The 21,347-nt window shown below is 61.9% G+C and carries 19 protein-coding genes; 11 read left to right on the forward strand and 8 right to left on the reverse strand.

All coding sequences use genetic code 11. From position 1 onward, the window contains the following. Window positions 1-102: 102 nt before the first annotated feature. Complete coding sequence (locus NN484_RS08125; RefSeq protein WP_274658849.1) at window positions 103-1,503, forward strand: MFS transporter; 1,401 nt, start codon at window positions 103-105, stop codon at window positions 1,501-1,503. Between the two features lie 56 nt (window positions 1,504-1,559). On the opposite strand, the gene NN484_RS08130 is transcribed toward NN484_RS08125, so the two are convergent. Beyond that, window positions 1,560-2,273 (reverse strand): murein L,D-transpeptidase catalytic domain family protein, encoded by a 714-nt coding sequence (locus tag NN484_RS08130; RefSeq protein WP_127651517.1) that lies wholly within the window; start codon window positions 2,271-2,273, stop codon window positions 1,560-1,562. Between the two features lie 150 nt (window positions 2,274-2,423). Here NN484_RS08130 and NN484_RS08135 point away from each other — a divergent pair, with 150 nt between their 5' ends. The 3 genes from NN484_RS08135 to NN484_RS08145 all read left to right on the forward strand — a co-directional run bounded on the left by NN484_RS08135 (window position 2,424) and on the right by NN484_RS08145 (window position 6,726). Further along, window positions 2,424-4,040: a L,D-transpeptidase family protein gene (locus NN484_RS08135; protein WP_215502707.1), complete on the forward strand. Its 1,617-nt coding sequence runs from the start codon at window positions 2,424-2,426 to the stop codon at window positions 4,038-4,040. A 97-nt stretch (window positions 4,041-4,137) separates the two neighbouring features. Then, complete coding sequence (gene glsB / locus NN484_RS08140; RefSeq protein ID WP_027611723.1) at window positions 4,138-5,046, forward strand: glutaminase B; 909 nt, start codon at window positions 4,138-4,140, stop codon at window positions 5,044-5,046. Window positions 5,047-5,223: 177 nt separating this feature from the next. Then, a complete protein-coding gene (locus NN484_RS08145; protein ID WP_215502708.1) occupies window positions 5,224-6,726 on the forward strand; it encodes an aldehyde dehydrogenase family protein in 1,503 nt (500 codons plus the stop codon). Window positions 6,727-6,869: 143 nt separating this feature from the next. Here the strand turns inward: NN484_RS08145 and NN484_RS08150 are convergent, their stop codons facing one another. Then, the gene (locus tag NN484_RS08150; RefSeq protein ID WP_215502709.1) at window positions 6,870-7,529 is read right to left on the reverse strand and encodes a carbonic anhydrase; all 660 of its coding nucleotides are present in this window, start codon (window positions 7,527-7,529) and stop codon (window positions 6,870-6,872) included. A 62-nt stretch (window positions 7,530-7,591) separates the two neighbouring features. After that, window positions 7,592-8,059, reverse strand: a complete 468-nt coding sequence (gene cynS / locus NN484_RS08155; RefSeq protein ID WP_215502710.1) for a cyanase — start codon at window positions 8,057-8,059, stop codon at window positions 7,592-7,594. A 120-nt stretch (window positions 8,060-8,179) separates the two neighbouring features. Here cynS and cynR point away from each other — a divergent pair, with 120 nt between their 5' ends. Continuing rightward, window positions 8,180-9,055 carry a transcriptional regulator CynR gene (gene cynR, locus NN484_RS08160; RefSeq protein ID WP_215502711.1) on the forward strand — a complete coding sequence of 292 codons (876 nt, stop codon included), beginning with the start codon at window positions 8,180-8,182 and terminating at the stop codon, window positions 9,053-9,055. Between the two features lie 167 nt (window positions 9,056-9,222). Here the strand turns inward: cynR and NN484_RS08165 are convergent, their stop codons facing one another. The 3 genes from NN484_RS08165 to NN484_RS08175 form a co-directional block, all read right to left on the reverse strand. Further along, window positions 9,223-9,552 carry a hypothetical protein gene (locus tag NN484_RS08165; RefSeq protein ID WP_047293552.1) on the reverse strand — a complete coding sequence of 110 codons (330 nt, stop codon included), beginning with the start codon at window positions 9,550-9,552 and terminating at the stop codon, window positions 9,223-9,225. 511 nt (window positions 9,553-10,063) lie between these two features. Continuing rightward, window positions 10,064-10,567 carry a GNAT family N-acetyltransferase gene (locus NN484_RS08170; protein ID WP_274658851.1) on the reverse strand — a complete coding sequence of 168 codons (504 nt, stop codon included), beginning with the start codon at window positions 10,565-10,567 and terminating at the stop codon, window positions 10,064-10,066. Window positions 10,568-10,765: 198 nt separating this feature from the next. Further along, window positions 10,766-12,697, reverse strand: a complete 1,932-nt coding sequence (locus NN484_RS08175; protein WP_215499521.1) for a DNA topoisomerase III — start codon at window positions 12,695-12,697, stop codon at window positions 10,766-10,768. Window positions 12,698-12,976: 279 nt separating this feature from the next. Between NN484_RS08175 and NN484_RS08180 the strand changes: the two genes are divergently transcribed. Further along, window positions 12,977-14,383 (forward strand): serralysin family metalloprotease, encoded by a 1,407-nt coding sequence (locus NN484_RS08180; RefSeq protein WP_127651509.1) that lies wholly within the window; start codon window positions 12,977-12,979, stop codon window positions 14,381-14,383. Window positions 14,384-14,586: 203 nt separating this feature from the next. Next, entirely contained in the window at window positions 14,587-14,955 is a 369-nt protein-coding gene (locus NN484_RS08185; RefSeq protein WP_127651508.1) for a DUF427 domain-containing protein, read from the forward strand. Window positions 14,956-15,129: 174 nt separating this feature from the next. Here NN484_RS08185 and NN484_RS08190 read toward each other — a convergent pair whose 3' ends face one another. Further along, on the reverse strand, window positions 15,130-16,752 hold the full coding sequence (locus NN484_RS08190; protein ID WP_274658852.1) for an MFS transporter: 1,623 nt from the start codon (window positions 16,750-16,752) through the stop codon (window positions 15,130-15,132). 176 nt (window positions 16,753-16,928) lie between these two features. Continuing rightward, on the reverse strand, window positions 16,929-18,575 hold the full coding sequence (locus tag NN484_RS08195; protein WP_274658853.1) for a GMC family oxidoreductase: 1,647 nt from the start codon (window positions 18,573-18,575) through the stop codon (window positions 16,929-16,931). Window positions 18,576-18,708: 133 nt separating this feature from the next. Here NN484_RS08195 and NN484_RS08200 point away from each other — a divergent pair, with 133 nt between their 5' ends. From NN484_RS08200 to arsH, 4 genes are all read left to right on the forward strand, one after another. Further along, window positions 18,709-19,593 carry a LysR family transcriptional regulator gene (locus tag NN484_RS08200; RefSeq protein WP_215499527.1) on the forward strand — a complete coding sequence of 295 codons (885 nt, stop codon included), beginning with the start codon at window positions 18,709-18,711 and terminating at the stop codon, window positions 19,591-19,593. Between the two features lie 181 nt (window positions 19,594-19,774). After that, on the forward strand, window positions 19,775-20,122 hold the full coding sequence (locus NN484_RS08205; RefSeq protein WP_215499529.1) for a metalloregulator ArsR/SmtB family transcription factor: 348 nt from the start codon (window positions 19,775-19,777) through the stop codon (window positions 20,120-20,122). 26 nt (window positions 20,123-20,148) lie between these two features. Next, window positions 20,149-20,619, forward strand: coding sequence for an arsenate reductase ArsC (locus NN484_RS08210; RefSeq protein ID WP_127651503.1), 471 nt, complete (start codon window positions 20,149-20,151; stop codon window positions 20,617-20,619). A 9-nt stretch (window positions 20,620-20,628) separates the two neighbouring features. After that, entirely contained in the window at window positions 20,629-21,324 is a 696-nt protein-coding gene (arsH, locus tag NN484_RS08215; protein ID WP_215499533.1) for an arsenical resistance protein ArsH, read from the forward strand. Window positions 21,325-21,347: the final 23 nt, after the last annotated feature.

The raw sequence follows: 21,347 nt of genomic DNA on the forward strand, positions 1-21,347 counted from the left end.
ACATGGCGTTCCATGCAGGTATCAAGTGCAAAGCATGCGTCTTGCGCCTTGCCTTGTCGAGACTCAGGCTATGCCGTCTGACCTTTGCACCAGGAGCGCCCGATGCCCGGATCCCCGTTGACCCCCCAAGCCCGCTGGGCGCTGACCAGTCTGGCGCTGTCGATGTTGATGCCGTCGCTGGACACCAGCATCGCCAACGCCGGGCTGCCGACGCTGGCCACGGCATTCGGGGCGACGTTTCAACAGGTGCAGTGGATCGTGCTGGCGTACCTGCTGGCGGTCACCACGTTGATCGTCAGTGTCGGGCGTCTGGGCGACGGGATCGGTCGGCGGCGACTGTTACTGATCGGGATCGGCATTTTTACCAGCGCGTCTTTGTGCTGCGCGCTGGCCCCGGGATTGGGCTGGTTGATCGGCGCCCGGGCGGTGCAAGGCCTTGGTGCGGCGATCATGTTTGCGTTGACCGTGGCGCTGGTGGCAGATGCGGTGCCCAAGGCGCGAGCGGGCAGTGCGATGGGCTTGCTGGCGACGATGTCGGCCACCGGCACCAGCCTCGGGCCGTCGCTGGGTGGCTTGCTGATCGCGCAGGTCGGCTGGCCATCGATCTTTGTCCTCAACGTGCCGTTGGGGCTGCTCAATGCGTGGCTGGTTTATCGCTATCTGCCAGCGGATCGGCCGGCGAGGTCGGGCGTTGCGTTTGATTACCTCGGCACCGTGGTGCTGGTGTTGGCACTGGCAGCCTACGCGCTGGCGATGACACTCGACGGTTATACGTTGATGTTGTTGCTGGTCAGCCTGTGCGGAGCCGGGGTGTTTGTCGGGGTCGAGATGAAAGCCAGGGCGCCGCTGATTCGTTTGTCATTGTTCGCCGATGCGCGACTGAGCAGTAGCCTGGCGCTGACGTTCCTGGTGACGACGGTGATGATGACCACGCTGGTGGTCGGGCCGTTTTACCTGAGCCGGGGTTTGGGACTGGGCAGCACCGTGGTCGGCCTGGCGTTGTCGGTCGGGCCGCTGCTGGCGGCGTGCGGCGGTGTGCCGGCGGGGCGTCTGGTGGATCGCTTTGGCGCGCGGCGGGTGGTGCCCGGTGCGTTGCTCGGGTTGGCTGGCGGCTGCAGTTTGTTGGCGCTGTTGCCGACCCGTTTCGGGCTGCCGGCGTATCTGCTGCCGATGGCGGTGATCGCCAGCAGTTACGCGTTGTTCCAGGCGGCGAACAATACCGGGTTGATGAGTACGGTCAGTCAGGCTCAGCGCGGCGTGGTCTCGGCCCTGCTCGGGCTGGCGCGCAATCTGGGTTTGATCACTGGCGCGGCGGTGATGGGGGCGGTGTTTGCGCTCGCTACGGGAGACCCGGCGCAAGCCCCGGCCGAGGTTATCGGCAGCGGCTTGCACAGCACGTTCGGCGTTGCGGCGGCGCTGATGGTCATGGCCCTGTTCGTCAGCCGAACGCGGATCACCTGTGAAAGCGAGCCTGCTCGCGATGCCACAAACCCCGCGGACTGACACACCTCCGTGTAGGCGCTGCGGCACGCTGCGCCTACAGGGGAGTGTGGTGTTCGTCAGCTGGCGTGGGTACTCAAGATGCTCGCCACCTGCTGTGGCTGGCAGTTGAGGTACGGCGAGGATTTCAGCCAGCGCTGGTCGGGGTACCAGGAGAACATGAACTGGCCGTCCTTGAGTTTATCGATCACCTGCCTGGCCACTTGCGGACGCACCGCCGGGCAACCCTGACTGCGCCCGATGCGGCCCTGACGCTTGCTCCACAACGGATTCACGTAATCGGCGGCGTGGATCACGATGGCGCGGTCGCGGGCCATGTCATTGAAGCCCGGTTCCAGACCGTCCATGCGCAGCGAATAACCGTGGGTGCCCTTGTAGCTTTCCTGGGTGCGGAACAGGCCGAGGCTGGACTGGTAACTGCCTTCGCGGTTGGAGAACTGGGTGGCGAAGTTTTCCCCGGAATTGGAGCCGTGGGCGACCAGGTCGCGCAGCACCAGTTTCTGTCTGCTCAGATCGAAGATCCACAGCCGGCGGGCGGTGGAGGGCTGCGAATAATCGATGATCGCCAGGTGCCGGGACGGTTTCGCGCCATTGTTGACCGCGCATTGCATGGCGTTCAAGGCACCTTTCAGCGCTTGGGGATTGAGTTCCGGCGCGGCCTGGGCGAGGCTGGTGAAGAGAACCGGCGATGGTTTGCCGGCGGCGAAAGCGGGGCTGCTCACGACGACGAGGGTCGCGGTAGACAGCAGAAGTCGGCGCAGAAACGTCAACATTTATAAAGTGTCCTCACTGGCTACTTATTTGGCACTTTGGCTCCTGACTCCCAGTCATACCCGACAGACCCCTGATTCGGGCCTGACTGTTCAGCGCACCTGATGTAAGGTTGACCATCATTGAGACGGCCACGGATTGGAGTAAAGCAGTTGTTCAAAAAGTACGCATCCTACTTGAGCATTTGTTTGCTCGCTGCGCCGTTTGTCGCTTGTGCCAATGAGCCGTTGCCGCCGTTGCAGACTCTGCCGACGCCGCCGGCGGAAATGCCGGTCGAACCGCAAAGTCCGCTGCAGGCGGTGCTGATCGGTTTGCCCCAGGCCTGCCCGGCGATTGCCGCGCACCTGAGCGGCCCGGCGCTGGCGCAACTGCAAGCGTTCTACCAGCAGCAGGACTGGCTGCCGGTGTGGGCCAGCGAGTCAGGGCGTTTGCCGGCCTTGCAGGGGCAATTGCAGCTGTTGGCCGATGATGGACTCAATCCCAAGCGCTACCCGGTGGCGGTCAATCCGCCGCAGGACGGCGAACTGTGCGCCGATATCGACATCACTCGCAATTACCTGCAAGCCCTGCAGGATCTGCATTACGGGCGCCTGTTGCAGTCGCATTTCGAGCCGCTGTGGCATGCCGACGACACCCCGCGTGACCGCCAGGCCGAATTGCTCGCCATCGCCGTGCCCGGTCTGCACGACATCAAGGCCGCGTTCGATCTGGCGCGTCCGCGTCTGGCGCAATACCAGAGCCTGCGTCATCTCTACGCAAGCCTACGGCAGCAAGCGTTGCCGCGCTGGCAGTCGGTCGGCAACGGCCCGTTGCTGCGCCCGGCCATGGAAGACAAACGCGTGCCGGAACTGGCGCAGCGCTTGTTCAACGAAGGCTACCTGACTCACGCCATCGGCACTCCTGGCAATGCCTATGAAGGCGTGCTGGTGGAGGCGGTAAAAAGCTTCCAGGTCAACCATTCGTTGCAGGCCGACGGGGTGGTCGGGCCGGGGACGATTGCCGAACTCAACATCAGTCCGCTGACGCGCCGCGAACAATTGCGCGTCAACCTCGAACGCTTCCGCTGGCTGGCGCAGGACATGGAGCCCGATGGCTTGCTGGTCAACGTTGCTGCCGCCGAGCTGACCCTGTATCAGGGCGGCAAGCCAGTCTGGCAGACCCGCACCCAGGTCGGCCGCGCCGAACGGCAGACTCCGCTGCTCAAATCCCGGGTCACGCGCCTGACCCTGAACCCGACCTGGACCGTGCCGCCGACCATCTGGAAGGAAGACAAACTACCGGCGATCCGCAAGGACCAGACCTTCCTCAGCCGCCAGAATCTGCAAGTGCTCGACGCCCATGGCCAGCCGTTGGCCGCGGCGGACATCGACTGGGACAACCCCGGCAACATCATGCTGCGCCAGGACGCCGGGCCGCGTAACCCGCTGGGGCAGATGGTCATTCGCTTCCCCAACCCGTTCGCGGTGTACCTGCATGACACGCCGAGCAAAGCCCTGTTCGACAAAGGCCCCCGCGCGTTCAGCTCCGGGTGTGTGCGGGTCGAGCATCCGATGCAACTGCGTGACCTGTTGCTGACCCCGGCGGAACGCGCGCGCACCGAAACCTTGCTCGCCACCGGCAGCACCCACGAATTCCGTCTGTCGGCGCCGGTGCCGATCCTGATGACCTACTGGACAGCGCAAGTCGGCAGTGACGGGCAGGTGCGTTATGCGCCGGACATCTACAGTCGCGACAGCGCGCTGCTGGCCGGGCTGGACGGGGCAAACTGATCGACCCCTGTAGGAGTTTTGTGTGATTCCGCAAGCGTGTGCAGCGTCTAGCCCAAGTGTCCCCGCAATCCCATGGGGCGAGACTTCGGAACCCGGCATGCAAGCGCTGTTGAACGAGATTCTTGACGCTGTCCGGCCCTTGATCGGGCAGGGCAAAGTGGCTGACTACATTCCCGCCCTCGGCACCGTGCCGGCCAATCAGCTGGGCATTGCGGTGTATGGCAATGACGGCGAAATGTATTGCGCCGGCGACGCCGAGACGCCGTTCTCGGTGCAGAGTATTTCCAAGGTGTTCAGCCTGGTGCAGGCCATCGAGCATTCCGGCGAGGCGATCTGGGAGCGTCTGGGTCACGAACCGTCCGGCCAGCCGTTCAACTCGCTGGTGCAGCTGGAGTTCGAACGCGGGCGCCCGCGCAACCCGTTCATCAACGCCGGGGCGCTGGTGATCTGCGACATCAACCAATCGCGTTTTGCCGCGCCGGCCTTGTCGATGCGTGACTTTGTGCGGCGCTTGTCGGGCAATCCGCAAGTGATCGTCGACGGCAAGGTCGCCGAGTCCGAATACCAGCATCGTGCCCGCAACGCGGCCATGGCGTACCTGATGCAATCGTTCGGCAACTTCCACAACGATGTCGAAGCGGTGCTGCGCAGTTACTTCAGCCACTGCGCGTTGCGCATGAACTGCATCGACCTGGCGCGAGCGTTCTGCTTCCTCGCCAACGACGGTTTCTGCAAACACAGCGGCGAACAGATCCTCACCCGACGCCAGACCCAACAGGTCAACTCGATCATGGCCACCAGCGGTCTGTACGACGAGGCCGGCAACTTTGCCTATCGTGTCGGTCTGCCGGGCAAGAGTGGAGTCGGTGGCGGTATCGTCGCGGTGGTGCCGGGGCAGTTCAGCGTGTGCGTGTGGTCGCCGGAACTCAACGCCGCCGGCAACTCGCTGGCGGGGATGGCGGCGCTGGAGATGTTGAGCTCGCGGATTGGCTGGTCGGTGTTCTAAAAAACACCGCGGTAACGGTAGGAGTGAGCCTGCTCGCGATAGCGGTGTGTCATTCAATATGGCTGCGCCTGACACACCTATCGCGAGCAGGCTCACTCCTACAAGGGGTTTGTGTTGCTTGGGGGAGGGCTATTCCTATACATTTTCCGGCCGCCCCTCCTATGGTGAATCCGCTTCATGTCTCTTGCGCTCGAACGTCTAGTCGCTGGCACGCCGATCCCTTTCGCCGGTAACCGCGTAACCGTGGTCAGCCCCGAACTGGCCGCGCGTTTTCAGCCCGGTGACCACCTGCTGGTCGAGCAGGTGAGCGGCGAGCTGTTGCTGATTCCGGTCGTCGATCAACAGGCCGCTGCGGTGGCGATCGAACGTGCAGCGGCGGCCTTCACCGCTCTGTCGTCGGTGTCCGACGAGGCCATCAGCCGCTTCTTCGATCTGTTCGCGCAACGCCTGGAAACCCCGGATTGCTGGGCCTTGATCGAAGCGGCGAACCTGGCCGACATCGAGCGCGCCAAGGCCCGTGGCCGCTCCACCACCCGATTGCTCGCCGATGAACGCATGCGCCGCGACATGATCGCCGGCCTGCGCGCCTGGCGAGATGCGCCGGCCACGCGCGGCAAGGTCATCAGCAGCGTCGAACACGACGGCTGGAAGGTCGAACAAGTGGTGTCGCCGTTGGGCATCGTGGCCTTCGTGTTTGAAGGGCGACCGAACGTCTTTGCCGACGCCGCCGGGGTATTGCGCACCGGCAACACTGCAGTGTTGCGCATCGGCAGTGACGCGTTAGGCACGGCGCAAGCGATCGTCTCTCACGCCTTGAACCCGGCGCTGGCCGATGCCGGTCTGCCGGCGGGTGCAGTGTCGCTGGTGGAAAGCGTCAATCACGCCGCCGGTTGGGCGATGTTCGCCGACCGGCGTTTGTCGCTGGCGGTGGCCCGGGGTTCGGGCCGTGCGGTCAGCCAGTTGGGCAGCATCGCTCAACAGGCTGGCACGGCGGTCAGCCTGCACGGCACCGGTGGTGCGTGGCTGATTGCTGATCGTGACGCCGACGCCACGCGCTTCGCCGCCGTGGTGCGCAACTCGCTGGATCGCAAAGTCTGCAACACACTGAATGTCTGCCTGATTCAACGCGATCGCGCCGCCGAACTAGTGCCGCTGTTCCTCGATGCCCTGCAACAGGCCGGCGCCGCACGCGGGCAGGGCTGCAAATTGCACATCGTCGAAGGCAGTGAAAGTTATCTGCCGGCTGAGTGGCAGCACGCGACGGTCGAGGTCTATCGCGCCGAGGGGTATCAGACCGAAGCCCTGGCCGAAGCGCTGGCGCAATCCCAGCTGGGTCGCGAGTGGGAATGGGAAGAAACCCCGGAAGTCAGCCTGATGATCGTCGACGATCTGGCTCAGGCGATTGCCCTGTTCAACCGCTACAGCCCGCAGTTCACGGTGTCGCTGATCAGCGAGGATGCTGCTGCGCAAGAGCGTTTTTACAACGCGGTGAACGCGCCGTTTGTGGGTAACGGGATTACCCGTTGGGTGGACGGTCAGTACGCGCTGAACAAGCCGGAGCTGGGGCTTTCGAACTGGGAGAGTGGGCGCCTGTTTGCGCGCAGTGCGATTCTGTCGGGGGATGGGGTGTTCACCGTTCGTAGCCGCATGACTCAGATCGACCTCACCGTAAAACGCTGATGTCTGAAACCATTAACCAGGACATCTGATGTGTGGCGAGAGGGCTTGCCCCCGTTGGGTCACGAAGCTGCCCCGGCTTTTTGGGGGCTGCTCGCAGCCCAACGGGGGCAAGCCCCCTCGCCACAGAGTTTGATAGTGTCTATTCAGGCAGCGTTGGCAGGTTTGGCAGTAATGGCGCAAGTCGCCGGCTGCTCGGCCAGCGGCACAAACGTGCGGCGATCCGCCGACAGCGCATCGATCGAGCCCGTCTCGATGTCATACACCCAGCCGTGCAGGTTCAACAGGCCTTTCTCCTGCGCCAGGCGCACGCTCGGGTGGGTCTGAATGTTCGCCAGTTGCGCGATCACATTCTCCCGTACCATTGAACTCAACCTGGCCGCGTCATTGGCATGCGGGCGCGCTTCGTTCACCACTTTCGCCGACTCGGCATGTTGCAGCCAGCCGCTGACGGCGGGCAGGTGATCCATGCATTTGCACTGGGCAATCGCGGTCATTGCACCGCAGTCGGAGTGGCCGCAGATCACGATGTCGGTCACCCCCAGCACTGCCACTGCGTATTCCACCGTCGCCGACACCCCGCCCGGGTGCGGGCTGTAGGACGGCACGATATTGCCCGCGTTGCGGATCACGAACAGCTCGCCGGGCTCTTGCTGGGTCAGCAATTCCGGCACCACGCGGCTGTCGGAACAGGTGATGAACAGGGTTCCGGGCTGCTGCGTAGTCGCCAGGTGTTTGAACAGTTCAGTGCGTTGCGGGAACGCTTCGTTCTGGAACTTCAGGAAACCGTCGATCAGGGCTTTCATGGGCATGTCCTCATTGAACAAGAGAGCGGTCGGCCCGCACGCGGAGCGCGGGCCGGGATGGATCAGAACGGACGCAGCGGCAGGAACTTGCCGTCGAGGGTGACCACGGCGCGGGAGCCGCCTTCCGGGTCTTCGACTTTCTTGATGTCGAGTTTGAAGTTGATGGCGCTGATGATGCCGTCACCGAACTGCTCATGTACCAAGGCTTTGAGGGTGGTGCCGTAGATCTGGATCATCTCGTGGAAGCGGTAGATGGTCGGGTCGGTCGGCACGCCGCTGAGGCTGCCGCGCAGCGGGATGATCTGCAGGGCGGCAATGGCGTCGGCGTCCAGTTCAAGTTTGTCGCCGACCACTTGCGCGGCGTCTTGCGGCAGCGGGTGCTGGCCGAGCAGGGCAGCAGTGACGTAGGCCAGGCTCAGGCCGGTGTCGTCGGCCAGATCCTGCCACGACAGGCCTTTGCGTGCCTTGATGTCGAGAATACGGGTGGTCAGGGCCAGGCTGGCATCGTTGTAGGCGTGGGACTGTTGCATGGTTGTCACTCCTTTCAAGGTGGGCTTGCTGTGTGGAAGCAATCTTCTGCCGATTGATCCATAGCGTCCAAGACCGATATACAATGCTTCGCATAAGCCCTGCCTATAGATGGTGAGTCCATGCTGTTGCGACATTTGCGTTATCTGCTGGCCGTGGCCGATCACGGCGGTTTCACCCGAGCGGCTGAGGCCTTGCACGTGTCGCAGCCGACCCTGTCGCAACAGATTCGCCAACTGGAGGAAACCCTGGGGGTGATCCTGTTCGACCGAACTTCGCGCACGGTCAAACCCACCGATGCCGGCGAGGCTTACATCGAATGCGCGCGGCGGGTACTGGTGGAGCTGGAGGCGGGCAAACGTGCGTTGCACGACGTGAAGGACCTGTCGCGCGGCACCTTGCGCCTGGCCATGACCCCGACGTTCATGGCCTATCTGGTCGGGCCATTGGTGCGTGATTACGCGGCGCGGTTTCCCGGGATTCACCTGCAGATTTTCGAGCTGTCGATGGACGACATCGAAGCGGGGCTGGCGGACGACTCGCTGGACATCGCCATCGCTTTTACCCCGGTACGCAACCCGGACATCGAGTGCATCCCGGCGTTTACCGAAACTCTGGGCATCATGGTCGGGCGTGAGCATCCGCTGTACGAAAGCACCGCGGTGCTGACCTCGGGAGACCTTGCGCAACTGGATTTCGCCTTGCTCGCGCCGGACTTCATCACGCGGCTATCGATCGATGAGTATTTCCGTCAGCAGGGGATTACCCCACAGGTGCGGATCGAGGTGAACTCGGTGAGTACATTGCTCGAAGTGGTGCGGCATTCGCCAATGGCGACGATGTTGCCTGAGGCGATTGCGACCGAGGATCGGGCGTTGCACAGGCTACGGGTCGAGAACGAAGCGCCGCAGCGTGGGGCGGCGTTGTTGCGACGCAAGAATAATTATCACAGTGCGGCGGCGCTGGCGTTTATGAATCTCGTCCTACAACGCCAATGATATCTCCCTGTAGGAGCTGCCGAAGGCTGCGATCTTTTGATCTTGTTTTTAAGATCAAGATCAAAAGATCGCAGCCTTCGGCAGCTCCTACGGTGAGTTTTAAGGGGAACAATAAAAAGGGCCTGCTTCTTTTGGAAGCAGGCCCTTTTTATTATTGAAGTTGTCAATCAGCAGAACCGGTCAATCACCCGGACTTCATTCTTGTTCTGCATCGAGTCCCACGCCTGTTTCAGCGTCTGCAGTACATTGCCGATGAAGTCTTTGTCGGCCGCGGCTTTCTTGCCGACATAACCGTGGCCGCGGCGGTACATCTTCAGGCGGGCCAGCAGGTTCTGGTTGTTGCGGTCGAATTCTTCTTCACCCGCGTGGGGCGACAGGCAGTCGATATGCACCTGACCCGACTTGCTGATCCAGAGAATGTGGCTGTCGTGGCTGTCTTTTTGTGCAGCGAACATACGAGCCAGTTCTTCGATAGTAGGTTGATTGTTCAGATTCATGATGTTTGCCCCTTGACCAGTTTGGTGATCTTTCAAAGTTGATTCGCTAATACAGGTAGCCCATCGGTTAGTTGATCCCTGGCACCGAAACCAGGACGTCAGCGGTCGCCCGTGAGAAGTACGGGGTCATGCGTCTGTTGCATGTAGTCGTGTTGAATAACTGCTACGCAATAGCGTCACAACGAGGAGAAGCAGCGAAAACCGGGAGGCTCCTTGACGACGTTTTCAGGGTCGACCACAAGCGTCTTGAGAATTTTCGCCAGCGCTTCTCGTCCTTGTACTGGACGTTCAGGCCAGGTCAGCTTCTTCAATCTGCCTTGTGGGCAGCGTGTATCCGGAAAAAACAACTCGGCGGTCAGACGAGTTTGCTCAAGCGTGTTACCGATGTTCCCGATCGGGGAACGTCTTCATCATGCAAAAGCAAAACGATGCCGTCAACGGTTTTGTAGTGATTATTTTTGTTCACTACATATTGTCGGACAAAGCTGTTTTGGAATGAGAAAAGTTCCGTTCAGGCAACGGACGCGGGGGCGCGCAGAATGTAGAAGGTGCAGGGGTAACCGTCCACGGGGCGGTGATCGCAGGTGAATTTGCCTGCGCTCAATGCGGGGATCAACCGGGCCCAGAAGCGCTGTGCAGGCAGGTTGGCGTCGATATGGAAAATCTGCCATTGACCGGGCAGGCGGCTCAAGAGGACAGAGACGACAAACTGCGCGACGCCTTGGCCACGAAAGCGTCGGGCGAGGAAGAAGTAGCCGATGTTGTGTTCGGCGCCGGCAATGTGGGTGTCATCGTCCACGATCACGAATCCGGCCAGTTCACCGTCAACGCGGATCAGGAACGGCAGGGTGGCAGGGTTACGCCAGTAGTCGTCTTTGAGGTGAATGCTGAAGAAACCGTGCTCGGCGATTTTCAGCGGCAGCCATTCGCTGAAATCATGCATGTAGAACTGCATCAGGTTTTCGATGATTGGCAGTTCGTCGCGGTGGGCGGCAAGCAATTCGATGGTGGGCATGCTAGCGAGCTCTTAAGGCCAGACCTGAGTATTGTCGATTTGCTGTGGTGAGGGAGCTTGTCGAGTCGTCGCACCGTCTCGCTGGGGGGGGAAGCCGCCCCTCTATGCCAGCCGCAAAATTTCAATTGCAGGTTTGCGGCTGCTGCGCAGCCGAGCGGGAGCAAGCTCCCTCGCCACAAAAATCCCGACCGGACTGATCTATTTCGCTGTGCGTTTGGCTGGGCCGGCAGTTTTACTGCGCGTGGATTTACGTTTCTTCTTCCACGGTGCGGCAGCTTTACCGGCCGGTGGCGGGCCGCTGATGGTCAGGTTCAGCGCGGAGCAACGTGTCACCTGCTTGCTCATCCACGCGGCCTGTTTGGTGACGAACTCTTCCAGGCTCATTTCACCGCTCTGCACCATGTCCAGCGCCTGTTCCCAGATGGCGGTGGTGCCGGGGTCGGCAATCGCGCGGGGCACGGCATCGATCAGGCTGAAGGCGGCGGGTGTCGCGGCGAGGGCCTTGCCGTTTTTCACCAGATAACCACGGTCCAGCAGGCCCTGGATGATCGAGGCGCGAGTGGCTTCGGTGCCGATGCCGGTGGTGTCCTTGAGTTTCTGTTTGAGCAGCGGATCTTCCACCAGTTTGGCGACGTTCTTCATCGCCTTGATCAGGTCGCCCTCGGTGTAGGGTTTGGGCGGTTGCGTCCACAGGTCCTTGAGGGTTACGCCGGCCACGGCGCAGTCGACACCCTGGCTCAGCGCCGGCAGGGTTTGCGGTGCTGGCGCTTCACGGCCCTTGGCCGGGGCGAGGGCTTCGGGCAAGGCGCGCTTCCAGCCCGGTTCGATGATCTGCTTGCCGACTGCGCGCAAGGCTTCACCGGCGCAATCGAAATCGGCCTGGGTGCGGTCGTATTCATGGTTGGGCAGAAACTGCGCCAGGTAGCGGGCGCGAATCAGGGTGTACACCGCACGGTGTTTGCCGCTCAGTCGTTCAAGGTTTTTCGCCGCCGCGGTGGGGATGATGCCGTGGTGCGCGCTGACCTTGGCATCGTTCCACGCCCGGGAGCGGCGCTGCGGGTCGAGGTGGCCATTGAGTGCTTCAAGGCCCGGATCGGCCTGACGCAGTGCCGCGAGTATCCCCGGTGCTTCGCTGTGCTGGCTCAGCGGCAGAAAGCCGCAATCGCTGCGCGGGTAGGTGATGACCTTGTAGGTTTCGTAGAGCGCCTGGGCGATGTCGAGGGTTTCCTGAGCGCCGAGGCCGAGCTTCTTCGAGCAGACTTCCTGCAGGGTGCCGAGGTCGAACGGTAGCGGCGCCACTTCGCGCATGCGTTCGGTGCGCAGCTTGACCACCCGTGCACTGGCGGCGCTGTTGAGGGCGGCGGCGGCCTGCTGGGCCAGTGCCTGATTCAGGCAGCGATCCTGATCGTCACACACGTCGCCGGGGGCACGCCATTGCGCGGTGAACGGCGTGCCGTTGTGCAGCAATTGCACATCGATCGCCCAATAGGGCACCGGCACGAAATCGGCGATGCTGCGGTCGCGATCCACCACCAGCCGCAACGTCGGCGTCTGCACCCGACCGACCGGCAGCACACCCTGATAGCCGGACTGTCGGCCCAACAACGTGAACAGGCGACTCATGTTCATGCCGATCAGCCAGTCGGCCCGGGAGCGCCCAAGCGCCGAGTGATACAGGCTGAAGGTTTCCGCCCCTGGCTTCAGTGCGGCCAGGGCCTTGCGGATCGACGCTTCGTCCAGCGCCGATAACCACAAGCGGCGGATCGGCCCGCGATAGCGGCAGTGCTCGACCAGTTCCCGGGCAATCATCTCGCCCTCACGGTCGGCGTCGGTGGCGATGATCAGCTCGCTGGCCTCGCCCAGCAGGCGCTTGACCGCTTTGTACTGGCTGGCGGTGCGCGGCTTGACGGTCATTTTCCACTTGTCCGGGATGATCGGCAGATCCGCCAGCACCCAGCGTTTGTAGCGTGCGTCGTACGCATCCGGCGGCGCGGTTTCGAGCAGGTGGCCGATGCACCAGGTCACCGTGACGTCCGTTCCCAGCCAGCAGCCGTCGCCCCGGCGTCTGGCGCCCAGCACGGCCGCAATGTCTTTGGCCTGGGAAGGTTTTTCACAGAGGTACAACCGCATAACCACCGTCGTCGATCAGTTCACTGAAGGTGCACAGAATGGCTGCAGTTGGCGTTCGGGGCAACTTTTATCTGTATGGATATACAGATAAAAGCGTTGCCGGGGATGACCGGTATTACCGGGACGGCGCGCACGGCTATCGAGAATTCGAATGGTGCGGCGGTTGTCGGGCATGGCAGGTTCTTCGGGCCTTTCAAGAAACGCGAGTGACAGGACGATCTCGCCAGAAGATCGCCATGGTCCGAACGCACTGACTACTCTGAAACAAGGAAGTCCACCATGGCTCAAGCCAAAGCGAAAACCAGCAGCGCCTATGACGAAGTGAATGCCTTCAGCCATCTGTATGACCGTGGCGTCGGTCTGGTCAATGGCAAACCGTCATTCACCGCCGACCAGGCGGCCGATGAAATCCTGCGCAAAAACCTGTCGTGGCACGACAAGAACGGCGACGGAAAAATCTCCCTGACTTATACCTTCCTGACCGAGAAACCGGCGAACTACAACCCGAACCTTGGCAACTTCAGCCAGTTCAGCGCTCAGCAAAAGGCCCAGGCCGTGCTGTCCATGCAATCCTGGGCCGACGTGGCCAAGGTGACCTTCACTGAAGGCAAGGGTGGCGACGGCCACATGACCTTTGGCAACTACGACGTCAGCACTGGCGGCGCGGCGTTCGCTTATCTGCCGAGCGGCGGCAGCTATGACGGTCAGTCGTGGTACCTGATCAACAATCAATATCAGGTCAACAAGACCCCGGACACCAACAACTACGGGCGGCAGACCCTGACTCACGAGATCGGCCACACCCTCGGCCTGTCGCACCCGGGCGCGTACAACGCCGGCAACGGCAACCCGACCTACAACGACGCCAAGTACGCCGAAGACACCCGTGGCTACAGCCTGATGAGCTACTGGAGCGAAGCCAACACCGACCAGAACTTCAGCAAGGACGGCAGTGGCGCCTACGCCTCGGCGCCGTTGCTGGACGATATCGTCGCGGTGCAGAAACTCTACGGCGCCAACTACGAAACGCGCGCCGATAACACCACCTACGGTTTCGGCTCCAACGCCGGGCGCGATTTCTACAGCGCCACGTCGGCGTCGTCGAAAGTGGTTTTTTCGGTGTGGGACGGTGGCGGCGATGACACCCTGAACTTCTCCGGTTTCACCCAGAACCAGAAGATCAACCTCAATGAAGGTTCGTTCTCTGACGTCGGCGGGCTGGTGGGCAACGTGTCGATCGCTTACGGCGTGACCGTGGAAAACGCCGTTGGCGGTTCGGGCAATGACCTGCTGATCGGCAATTCGGCGGTCAACCATCTGTTCGGCGGCGCCGGCAACGACATCCTCTACGGCGGTGGCGGCGCGGATGTGCTGTGGGGCGGCGAGGGTGCAGACACCTTCGTGTTCGGCGCGGCCAGTGACTCGACCAACAACCAGCCGGACTGGATCATGGATTTCAAAAGCGGCCTGGACAAGATCGACCTCTCGGGCATCGACGCGTTTGCCACGGGTGCGGCTTCGCTGAATTTCGTCAGCAGTTTCACCGGCCATGCGGGGGACGCGATCCTGACGTACTACGCGCAAAACGGTCAGACCGGGCTGCTGGTCGACCTGACGGGGCAGGGGCAGGTCGACTTTGCCGTGGGGGTGGTGGGGCAGGCGGTGGCGACTGATATCGTCGTTTGATCTGTTAGATCCGGAGGCCACATGTTCCCTGTGGTGAGAGCGCTTGTCGAGTCGTCGCACCGTCCCGCTCGGCGGCAAAGCCGTCGCAAAACCTGAAATCGCGTTATACCTGATACACCGCGATTTCCGGATTAAGGGCTGCTACGCAGCCCAGCGGGAGCAAGCTCCCTCGCCACAGTTCATTCGTCCCTGGAGAAACCCCGATGAAAACCTCCGGCCTCAACCCCGTCATCACCCTCGAACAACTCCCCGGTTGCCTGCTGGTGAAATTCCACGGCATCCAGGTCGCGGCGTCCTCGCATGTGCTGATCCTCAACGAGGCCAACTACCCGCCGGTTTACTACGTCCCTCGCGAAGACATCGACGAGAAATACTTCGCCCGCACCGACCACACCAGTTACTGCCCGTACAAGGGCGATGCCAATTACTTCAGTCTGCAAGTACCGGGGCATGAAGGGGCGAATGCGGTGTGGACTTACGAGAAACCGAAAGTCTCGGTCGAGCAGATCAAGGACTATGTGGCGTTTTATCCGGATCAGGTGAAGTTTGAGGTCATCAAGCCTGACGCGTAAATTCAGCCAAACCATCACTTGTGGTGAGGGAGCTTGCTCCCGCTGGGCCGCGAAGCGGCCCCAATCACGACAATTGCGGTGTGCCTGATACACTGCAATTGCAGGGTTTACGACTGCTACGCAGTCGAGCGGGAGCAAGCTCCCTCGCCACAGGTGAGCTGACTTGATCTGGAATCAGTTCTTGTCCAGGTCGATATTCTTCGTCTCACGCAGGCAGAACATTCCCACCACCAGGCTCACCCCGGTAATCAGTACCGGGTACCACAGCCCGTAGAAAATATCCCCGGTGTACACCACCAGCGCAAACGACACGGTCGGCAGGAACCCGCCGAACCAGCCGTTGCCGATGTGATACGGCAGGGACATCGAGGTGTAGCGGATGCGGGTCGGGAACAGTTCGACCATCAGCGCGGCCAGCGGGCCGTAGCACATGGCCGAGATGATGATCAGTGCGACGATCAGGGCGACGATCATCGGCTTGTTGATCTGTTGCAGGTCCGCCTGTTGCGGGTAGCCGGCGAGGGTGACCGCGCCGCGCAGGGCCGCTTCGTCGTAGCCGTCGATCTTCACGTCACCGATGCTCACCTGCACGCCGCTGCCGGCCGGGGCGGCGGCGCTGGTGTAGGGCAGGCCTTGCTTGACCAGAAAGGTTTTGACCTTGTCGCATGGGCTGTCGAATTTGGCCTTGCCCACCGGATCGAACTGGAAGGTACAGGTCGCCGGATCCGCCAGCACGGTGATCGGTGCCTGACGGCTGGCCTGGTCGATCGCCGGGTTGGCGTAGTGGGCCAGGGATTTGAAGATGGGGAAGTACAGCGCAGTCGCCAGCAGCAGGCCGAGCATCAGCACCGGTTTACGCCCGACCTTGTCCGACAGCCAGCCGAAAATGATGAAAAACGGCGCGCCGATCACCACGCTGATGATCAGCAGACTGTTGGCCACCGCCGGGTCCATTTTCAGGAACTGCGTGAGGAAAAACAGCACGTAGAACTGCGCGGCGTAGAAGGTCACCGCTTGCCCGGCGTTGATGCTGAACAGGGCGATCAGCACTACCTTGAGGTTCTCCCATTTGCCGAACGATTCGCGGATCGGCGCCTTCGACGCTTTGCCTTCCTCTTTCATTTTCAGATACGCCGGCGACTCGTGCAGGCTCAGGCGAATCCAGGTGGAAATGCCCAGCAGCACAATCGACAGCAGGAACGGAATGCGCCAGCCCCAGATTTCGAACTGGTCACCGGTGAAGTAACGGCAACCGAGCACCACCAGCAGCGACAGCAGCAGGCCGAGGGTCGCGGTGGACTGGATCCAGCTGGTATGGAAACCGCGTTTGCCGATCGGCGCGTGCTCGGCGACATAGGTCGCCGCGCCGCCGTATTCACCGCCCAGCGCCAGGCCCTGCAGCATGCGCAGCACCACCAGAATGATCGGTGCGGCGATGCCGATGCTGGCGTAGGTCGGCAGCAGGCCGACGCAGAAGGTCGCGATGCCCATCAGAACGATGGTCGCGAGGAACGTGTATTTGCGCCCGATCATGTCCCCCAACCGACCGAACACCAGCGCCCCGAACGGTCGCACGATAAACCCGGCGGCGAAGGCCATCAGCGCGAAAATGAACGCCGTGGTGTCGTTGACCCCGGCGAAAAACTGCTTGCTGATCACCGCCGCGAGGGCGCCGTAGAGAAAGAAGTCATACCACTCGAACACCGTCCCCAGGGACGAGGCGAAGATGACTTTCTGCGTGGCATTGCTGGTGCTGGTGCCGCTCGCGACGTCCAGCGGCTGAGCGTGTTCTGACATATCGGTATCCCTCACAGTGATTGTTTTTGTTGTTCCACTGGTGTTGCGTGTCCGGGTGTTGCGCGATGCCTTGAATTAACGCGGTCTCCTGTAGGAGCTGCCGCAGGCTGCGATCTTTTGATCTTGCTTTTGATCTGGAAAATCCAAAGCCAAAAGATCGCAGCCTGCGGCAGCTCCTACAGGGTTTGGGCCAGCTCCAATTTTGGAGTGCTGCTTTTGGTGCTGGAATTGAGGATCAACTGTGCCGCCTTTTCAGCAATCATCAGCGTCGGCGAACAGGTGTTGCCCGAGGTGATGCGCGGCATGATCGAGGCGTCGGCGATGCGCAGGCCGGGCACGCCATGCACGCGCAGTTGCGCATCGACCACCGAGTCCGCGTCCTGGCCCATGCGGCAGGTGCCGACCGGGTGGAAAATCGTCGTGCCGATTTTTGCCGCGGCTTCGTGCAGTTGCTCCTCGCTTTGCAGGCTGTCGCCGGGCAGATACTCGACCGGATTGAACGCTTGCAGGGCCGGGGCGCTGACGATGCGGCGGGTCAGGCGAATGGCGTCGGCGGCCACGCGCAGGTCTTCGGGATGGCTGAGGTAATTGGGTTGGATCAGCGGCGCGGCTTGCGGATCCGCCGAACGGATGTCGATTCGCCCACGGCTCTGCGGACGCAGGTCGCACACCGACGCGGTGAACGCCGGGAAGCTGTGCAACGGCTCGCCAAAACGCTCCAGCGACAGTGGCTGCACGTGGTATTCGAGGTTGGCCGAGGTCTGCTCCGGTCCGGATCGCGCAAACGCCCCGAGCTGACTCGGCGCCATTGACAGCGGCCCGCTGCGGTCGTACAGATAACGCAGGCCCATGCCCATCTTGCCCCACACGCTGCCGGCGATCTGGTTGAGGGTGCGGGCGTTCTGCAGTTTGTAGATCAGGCGCAGTTGCAGGTGATCCTGCAGATTGCCGCCAACTCCCGGCAATTCATGAATCACGCCGATACCGAGGCGTTCCAGCAACGGACGCGGGCCGATCCCGGAGCGCTGCAGAATGCTCGGCGAACCCACGGCGCCGGCGCAGAGGATGATTTCCTTGCGCGCCTTGAAGCTCTTCACCTGACCCTCATGACGGGCGCTGACCCTCGACGCACGGCCGTTTTCCAGCAGCACGCGATCCACTTCAACCCCGGTCAGCACCGTCAGATTGGCCCGCTCACGAATCGGTTTGAGAAAGGCCTTCGCCGCGTTCCAGCGCACTCCGGCCTTCTGGTTGACCTGAAAGTAGCCGCAACCTTCGTTGTCGCCCTGATTGAAGTCATCGATGCTGGCAATGCCGCTCTGCTCGGCGGCGCTGCGGAAGGCATCGAGAATCGGCCACGACAGGCGCTGCTGTTCCACCCGCCATTCGCCCTGGGCGCCGTGAAATTCGGCAGCGCCGGCAAAGTGGTTTTCGCTTTGTTTGAACAGCGGCAGCACGTCGTTCCAGGCCCAGCCCGGATTGCCCTCGGCCGCCCAGCCGTCGTAGTCGCCGGCCTGGCCGCGCATGTAGATCATGCCGTTGATGGAGGAGCAGCCACCGAGCACTTTGCCGCGCGGGTAGCTCAGGCTGCGACCCTGCAGGCCGGGTTGTGCTTCGGTCTTGAAGCACCAGTCGGTGCGCGGGTTGCCGATGCAGAACAGGTAGCCGACGGGGATGTGAATCCACGGATAGTTGTCGCGCCCGCCGGCTTCGAGCAGCAACACCCGCTGCTGCGCATCCGCCGACAGTCGATTGGCCAGCAAGCACCCGGCAGGGCCGGCGCCGACCACGATGTAGTCGTATTCCTCAAGGGAAGTCTGCATTCCCTGACCTCGCTTTTTGTTTTTATTGTCGGACACTCTAGTTGTTAGCTTTCGTTAAAAGAATGTTAGTTTTTGCGCAGCCGCTGTGCGTTTTCAAACAGCCGCAACTGACCATAGCTGACAAGGACCCGCCATGTTCGACTGGAACGACCTGCGGTTTTTTCTCGAACTGCAACGCAGCGGTCGCCTGCTCACCGCCGCCCGACGCTTGAACACCACCCACGCCACCGTGGCCCGGCACATCGAGGCCATCGAAAAAAGCCTCGGCACCGCGCTGTTCGTCCAGCACGCCCAAGGCTACGAAATGACCCCGGCGGGGGAGGCGCTGCTCAAGCACGCCGAAGCCATGGAAAACGTCGCGCTGCTGGCCCAGGAAGAAATCACCCAGTCCACCGCACCGCTGGGCAAGATCCGCGTCGGCGTCACCGAAGGCCTCGGTATCAAATTTCTCGCCAGCCGCATGATCGGCCTGTTCGAGCGTTACCCGGGGCTGGAAGTGGAGCTGGTCGCGGTGCCGCGTTTCGTCAGCATCCTCAACCGCGAGGCGGAAATCAGCATTCATCTGGAGCGCCCGTCTGCCGACATGCTGGTCACCCGCAAACTCACCGACTACCGCCTGGCGCTCTACGCCAGCCAGCGTTACCTCGACAACGCGCCGCCCCTGCGCAGCCGCGAAGACCTTGGGCGGCATGCGTGGATTGGCTATGTGGACGATCTGTTGTTCAGCCAGGAACTGATGTTCCTCAACAGCTTCTGCCGCAGCCCTCGCGTCGTGTTCCACAGCACCAGCGTCATCGCCCAGCAGGAAGCGGCGCGCTCGGGTTTGGGCATTGCCGTGTTGCCGTGCTACATGGCCGCGTCCGACCCGGATCTGGTGCCGTTGTTGCCGGACGAGAGCATCGAACGCAGTTACTGGATCAGCACCCGGCGCGAGTTGCACAAGTCGGTGCGGCTGCGGGTGGTCTGGGATTATGTGGTGGGGTTGTGTGAGGCGGAGCAGGGGCTGTTGCGCGGATAGTCCTGAGCACAAAAAAACCTGTAGGAGTGAGCCTGCTCGCGATAGCGGTATGTCTATGAAATAGAAGTCGGCCGATACACCGTTATCGCGAGCAGGCTCACTCCTGCAAGGGATCGCATTCGGGGTTGATTAATATATGGATATCCGTATATTCAGATTTCCATATGTTCGAGTCCGCCCCATGCTCACCCCCACCGAACTCTTCAAAAGCCTGGCCGACGAAACCCGTGTCCGCGCCACCCTGTTGATTGCCGAGCAGGGTGAGCTGTGTGTCTGCGAGTTGATGTGCGCCCTCGACGACAGTCAGCCGAAAGTCAGCCGCCACCTGGCGCAACTGCGCAGCAACGGTTTACTCCTCGATCGCCGTCAGGGGCAGTGGGTGTATTACCGGCTCAATCCGCAGCTGCCGGGTTGGGTGCACGAGATCCTGCAAGTCACCGCAAAGGCCAACGCCAATTGGCTCAAGGACAACACCTGTCGCCTGCAGAACATGGACGGTCGTCCTGCCCGCGAAACCGCCTGCTGCTAAATCCTTTATTTTTTCGGGAGCCACCGATGCGAGTCCTGTTCATGTGCACGGCCAACAGTTGCCGCAGCATTCTTTCCGAAGCCCTGTTCAATCACCTCGCACCACAAGGTTTCGAGGCGGTGAGTTCCGGCAGTTTCCCCAAGGGCCAAGTGCTGCCGCGCAGCCTGAGCACCTTGCAGCAGGCCGGGATTTCGATTGATGGCTTGTCCAGCAAAGGCAACGACGCCTTTGAGGACAACCCGCCGGACATCGTCATCACCGTGTGCGACAAGGCGGCCGGCGAAAGCTGCCCGGTGTACTTCGGCCCGGCGCTGAAAAGCCATTGGGGGCTGGAAGATCCGTCCGATGTGCAGGGCGACGAAGCGGCAATCGACGCGGCGTTCCGCGCGACGCTGGCGCACATCGAGCGGCGCTGCAAAGCCTTCCTCGACCTGCCGTTCAATCGTCTGAGCCGCGACCAACTGAAAACCGCGCTCGATGCCATCGGCGCGCTGTAAGGAGGATTTATGTCAGAGCATCTGCCCAACCTCGACCTGAGCCTGTTCGAAGGTCGAACCACCACGCCGGACCAGCACAAACCACGCATTCTGTTGCTCTACGGCTCGACCCGCGAACGCTCCTTCAGCCGTCTGCTGGTGGAAGAGGCCGCGCGCTTGCTGGAACACTTCGGCGCTGAAACCCGGGTGTTCAATCCGTCCGGTTTACCGTTGCCGGATGATGCGCCGGTCGATCATCCCAAGGTTCAGGAACTGCGTGATCTGGTGCTGTGGTCGGAAGGCCAGGTCTGGTGCTCGCCGGAACGCCACGGTGCGATGTCGGCGGTGTTCAAGGCGCAGATCGACTGGATCCCGCTGGAGCTCGGCGCGGTGCGTCCGACCCAGGGCAAGACCCTCGCGGTGATGCAGGTCTGCGGCGGTTCGCAGTCGTTCAACGTGGTCAATCAACTGCGCGTGTTGGGGCGCTGGATGCGCATGTTCACCATCCCCAATCAGTCCTCGGTGCCCAAGGCCTACATGGAATTCGACGAGGCAGGGCGGATGAAACCGTCGCCGTTTTATGATCGCGTGGTCGATGTGATGGAAGAGCTGGTCAAGTTCACCGTGCTGCTGCGCGACCGCCAGGACTTTCTGGTGGACCGCTATTCCGAACGCAAGGAAAGCGCCGAGCAGTTGATGGCGCGGGTCAATCAGCGGTCGATCTGAAGCGCCGCGACACGGGTTCGTCG

This window comes from Pseudomonas serboccidentalis, assembly GCF_028830055.1.
GTDB lineage: Bacteria > Pseudomonadota > Gammaproteobacteria > Pseudomonadales > Pseudomonadaceae > Aquipseudomonas > Aquipseudomonas serboccidentalis.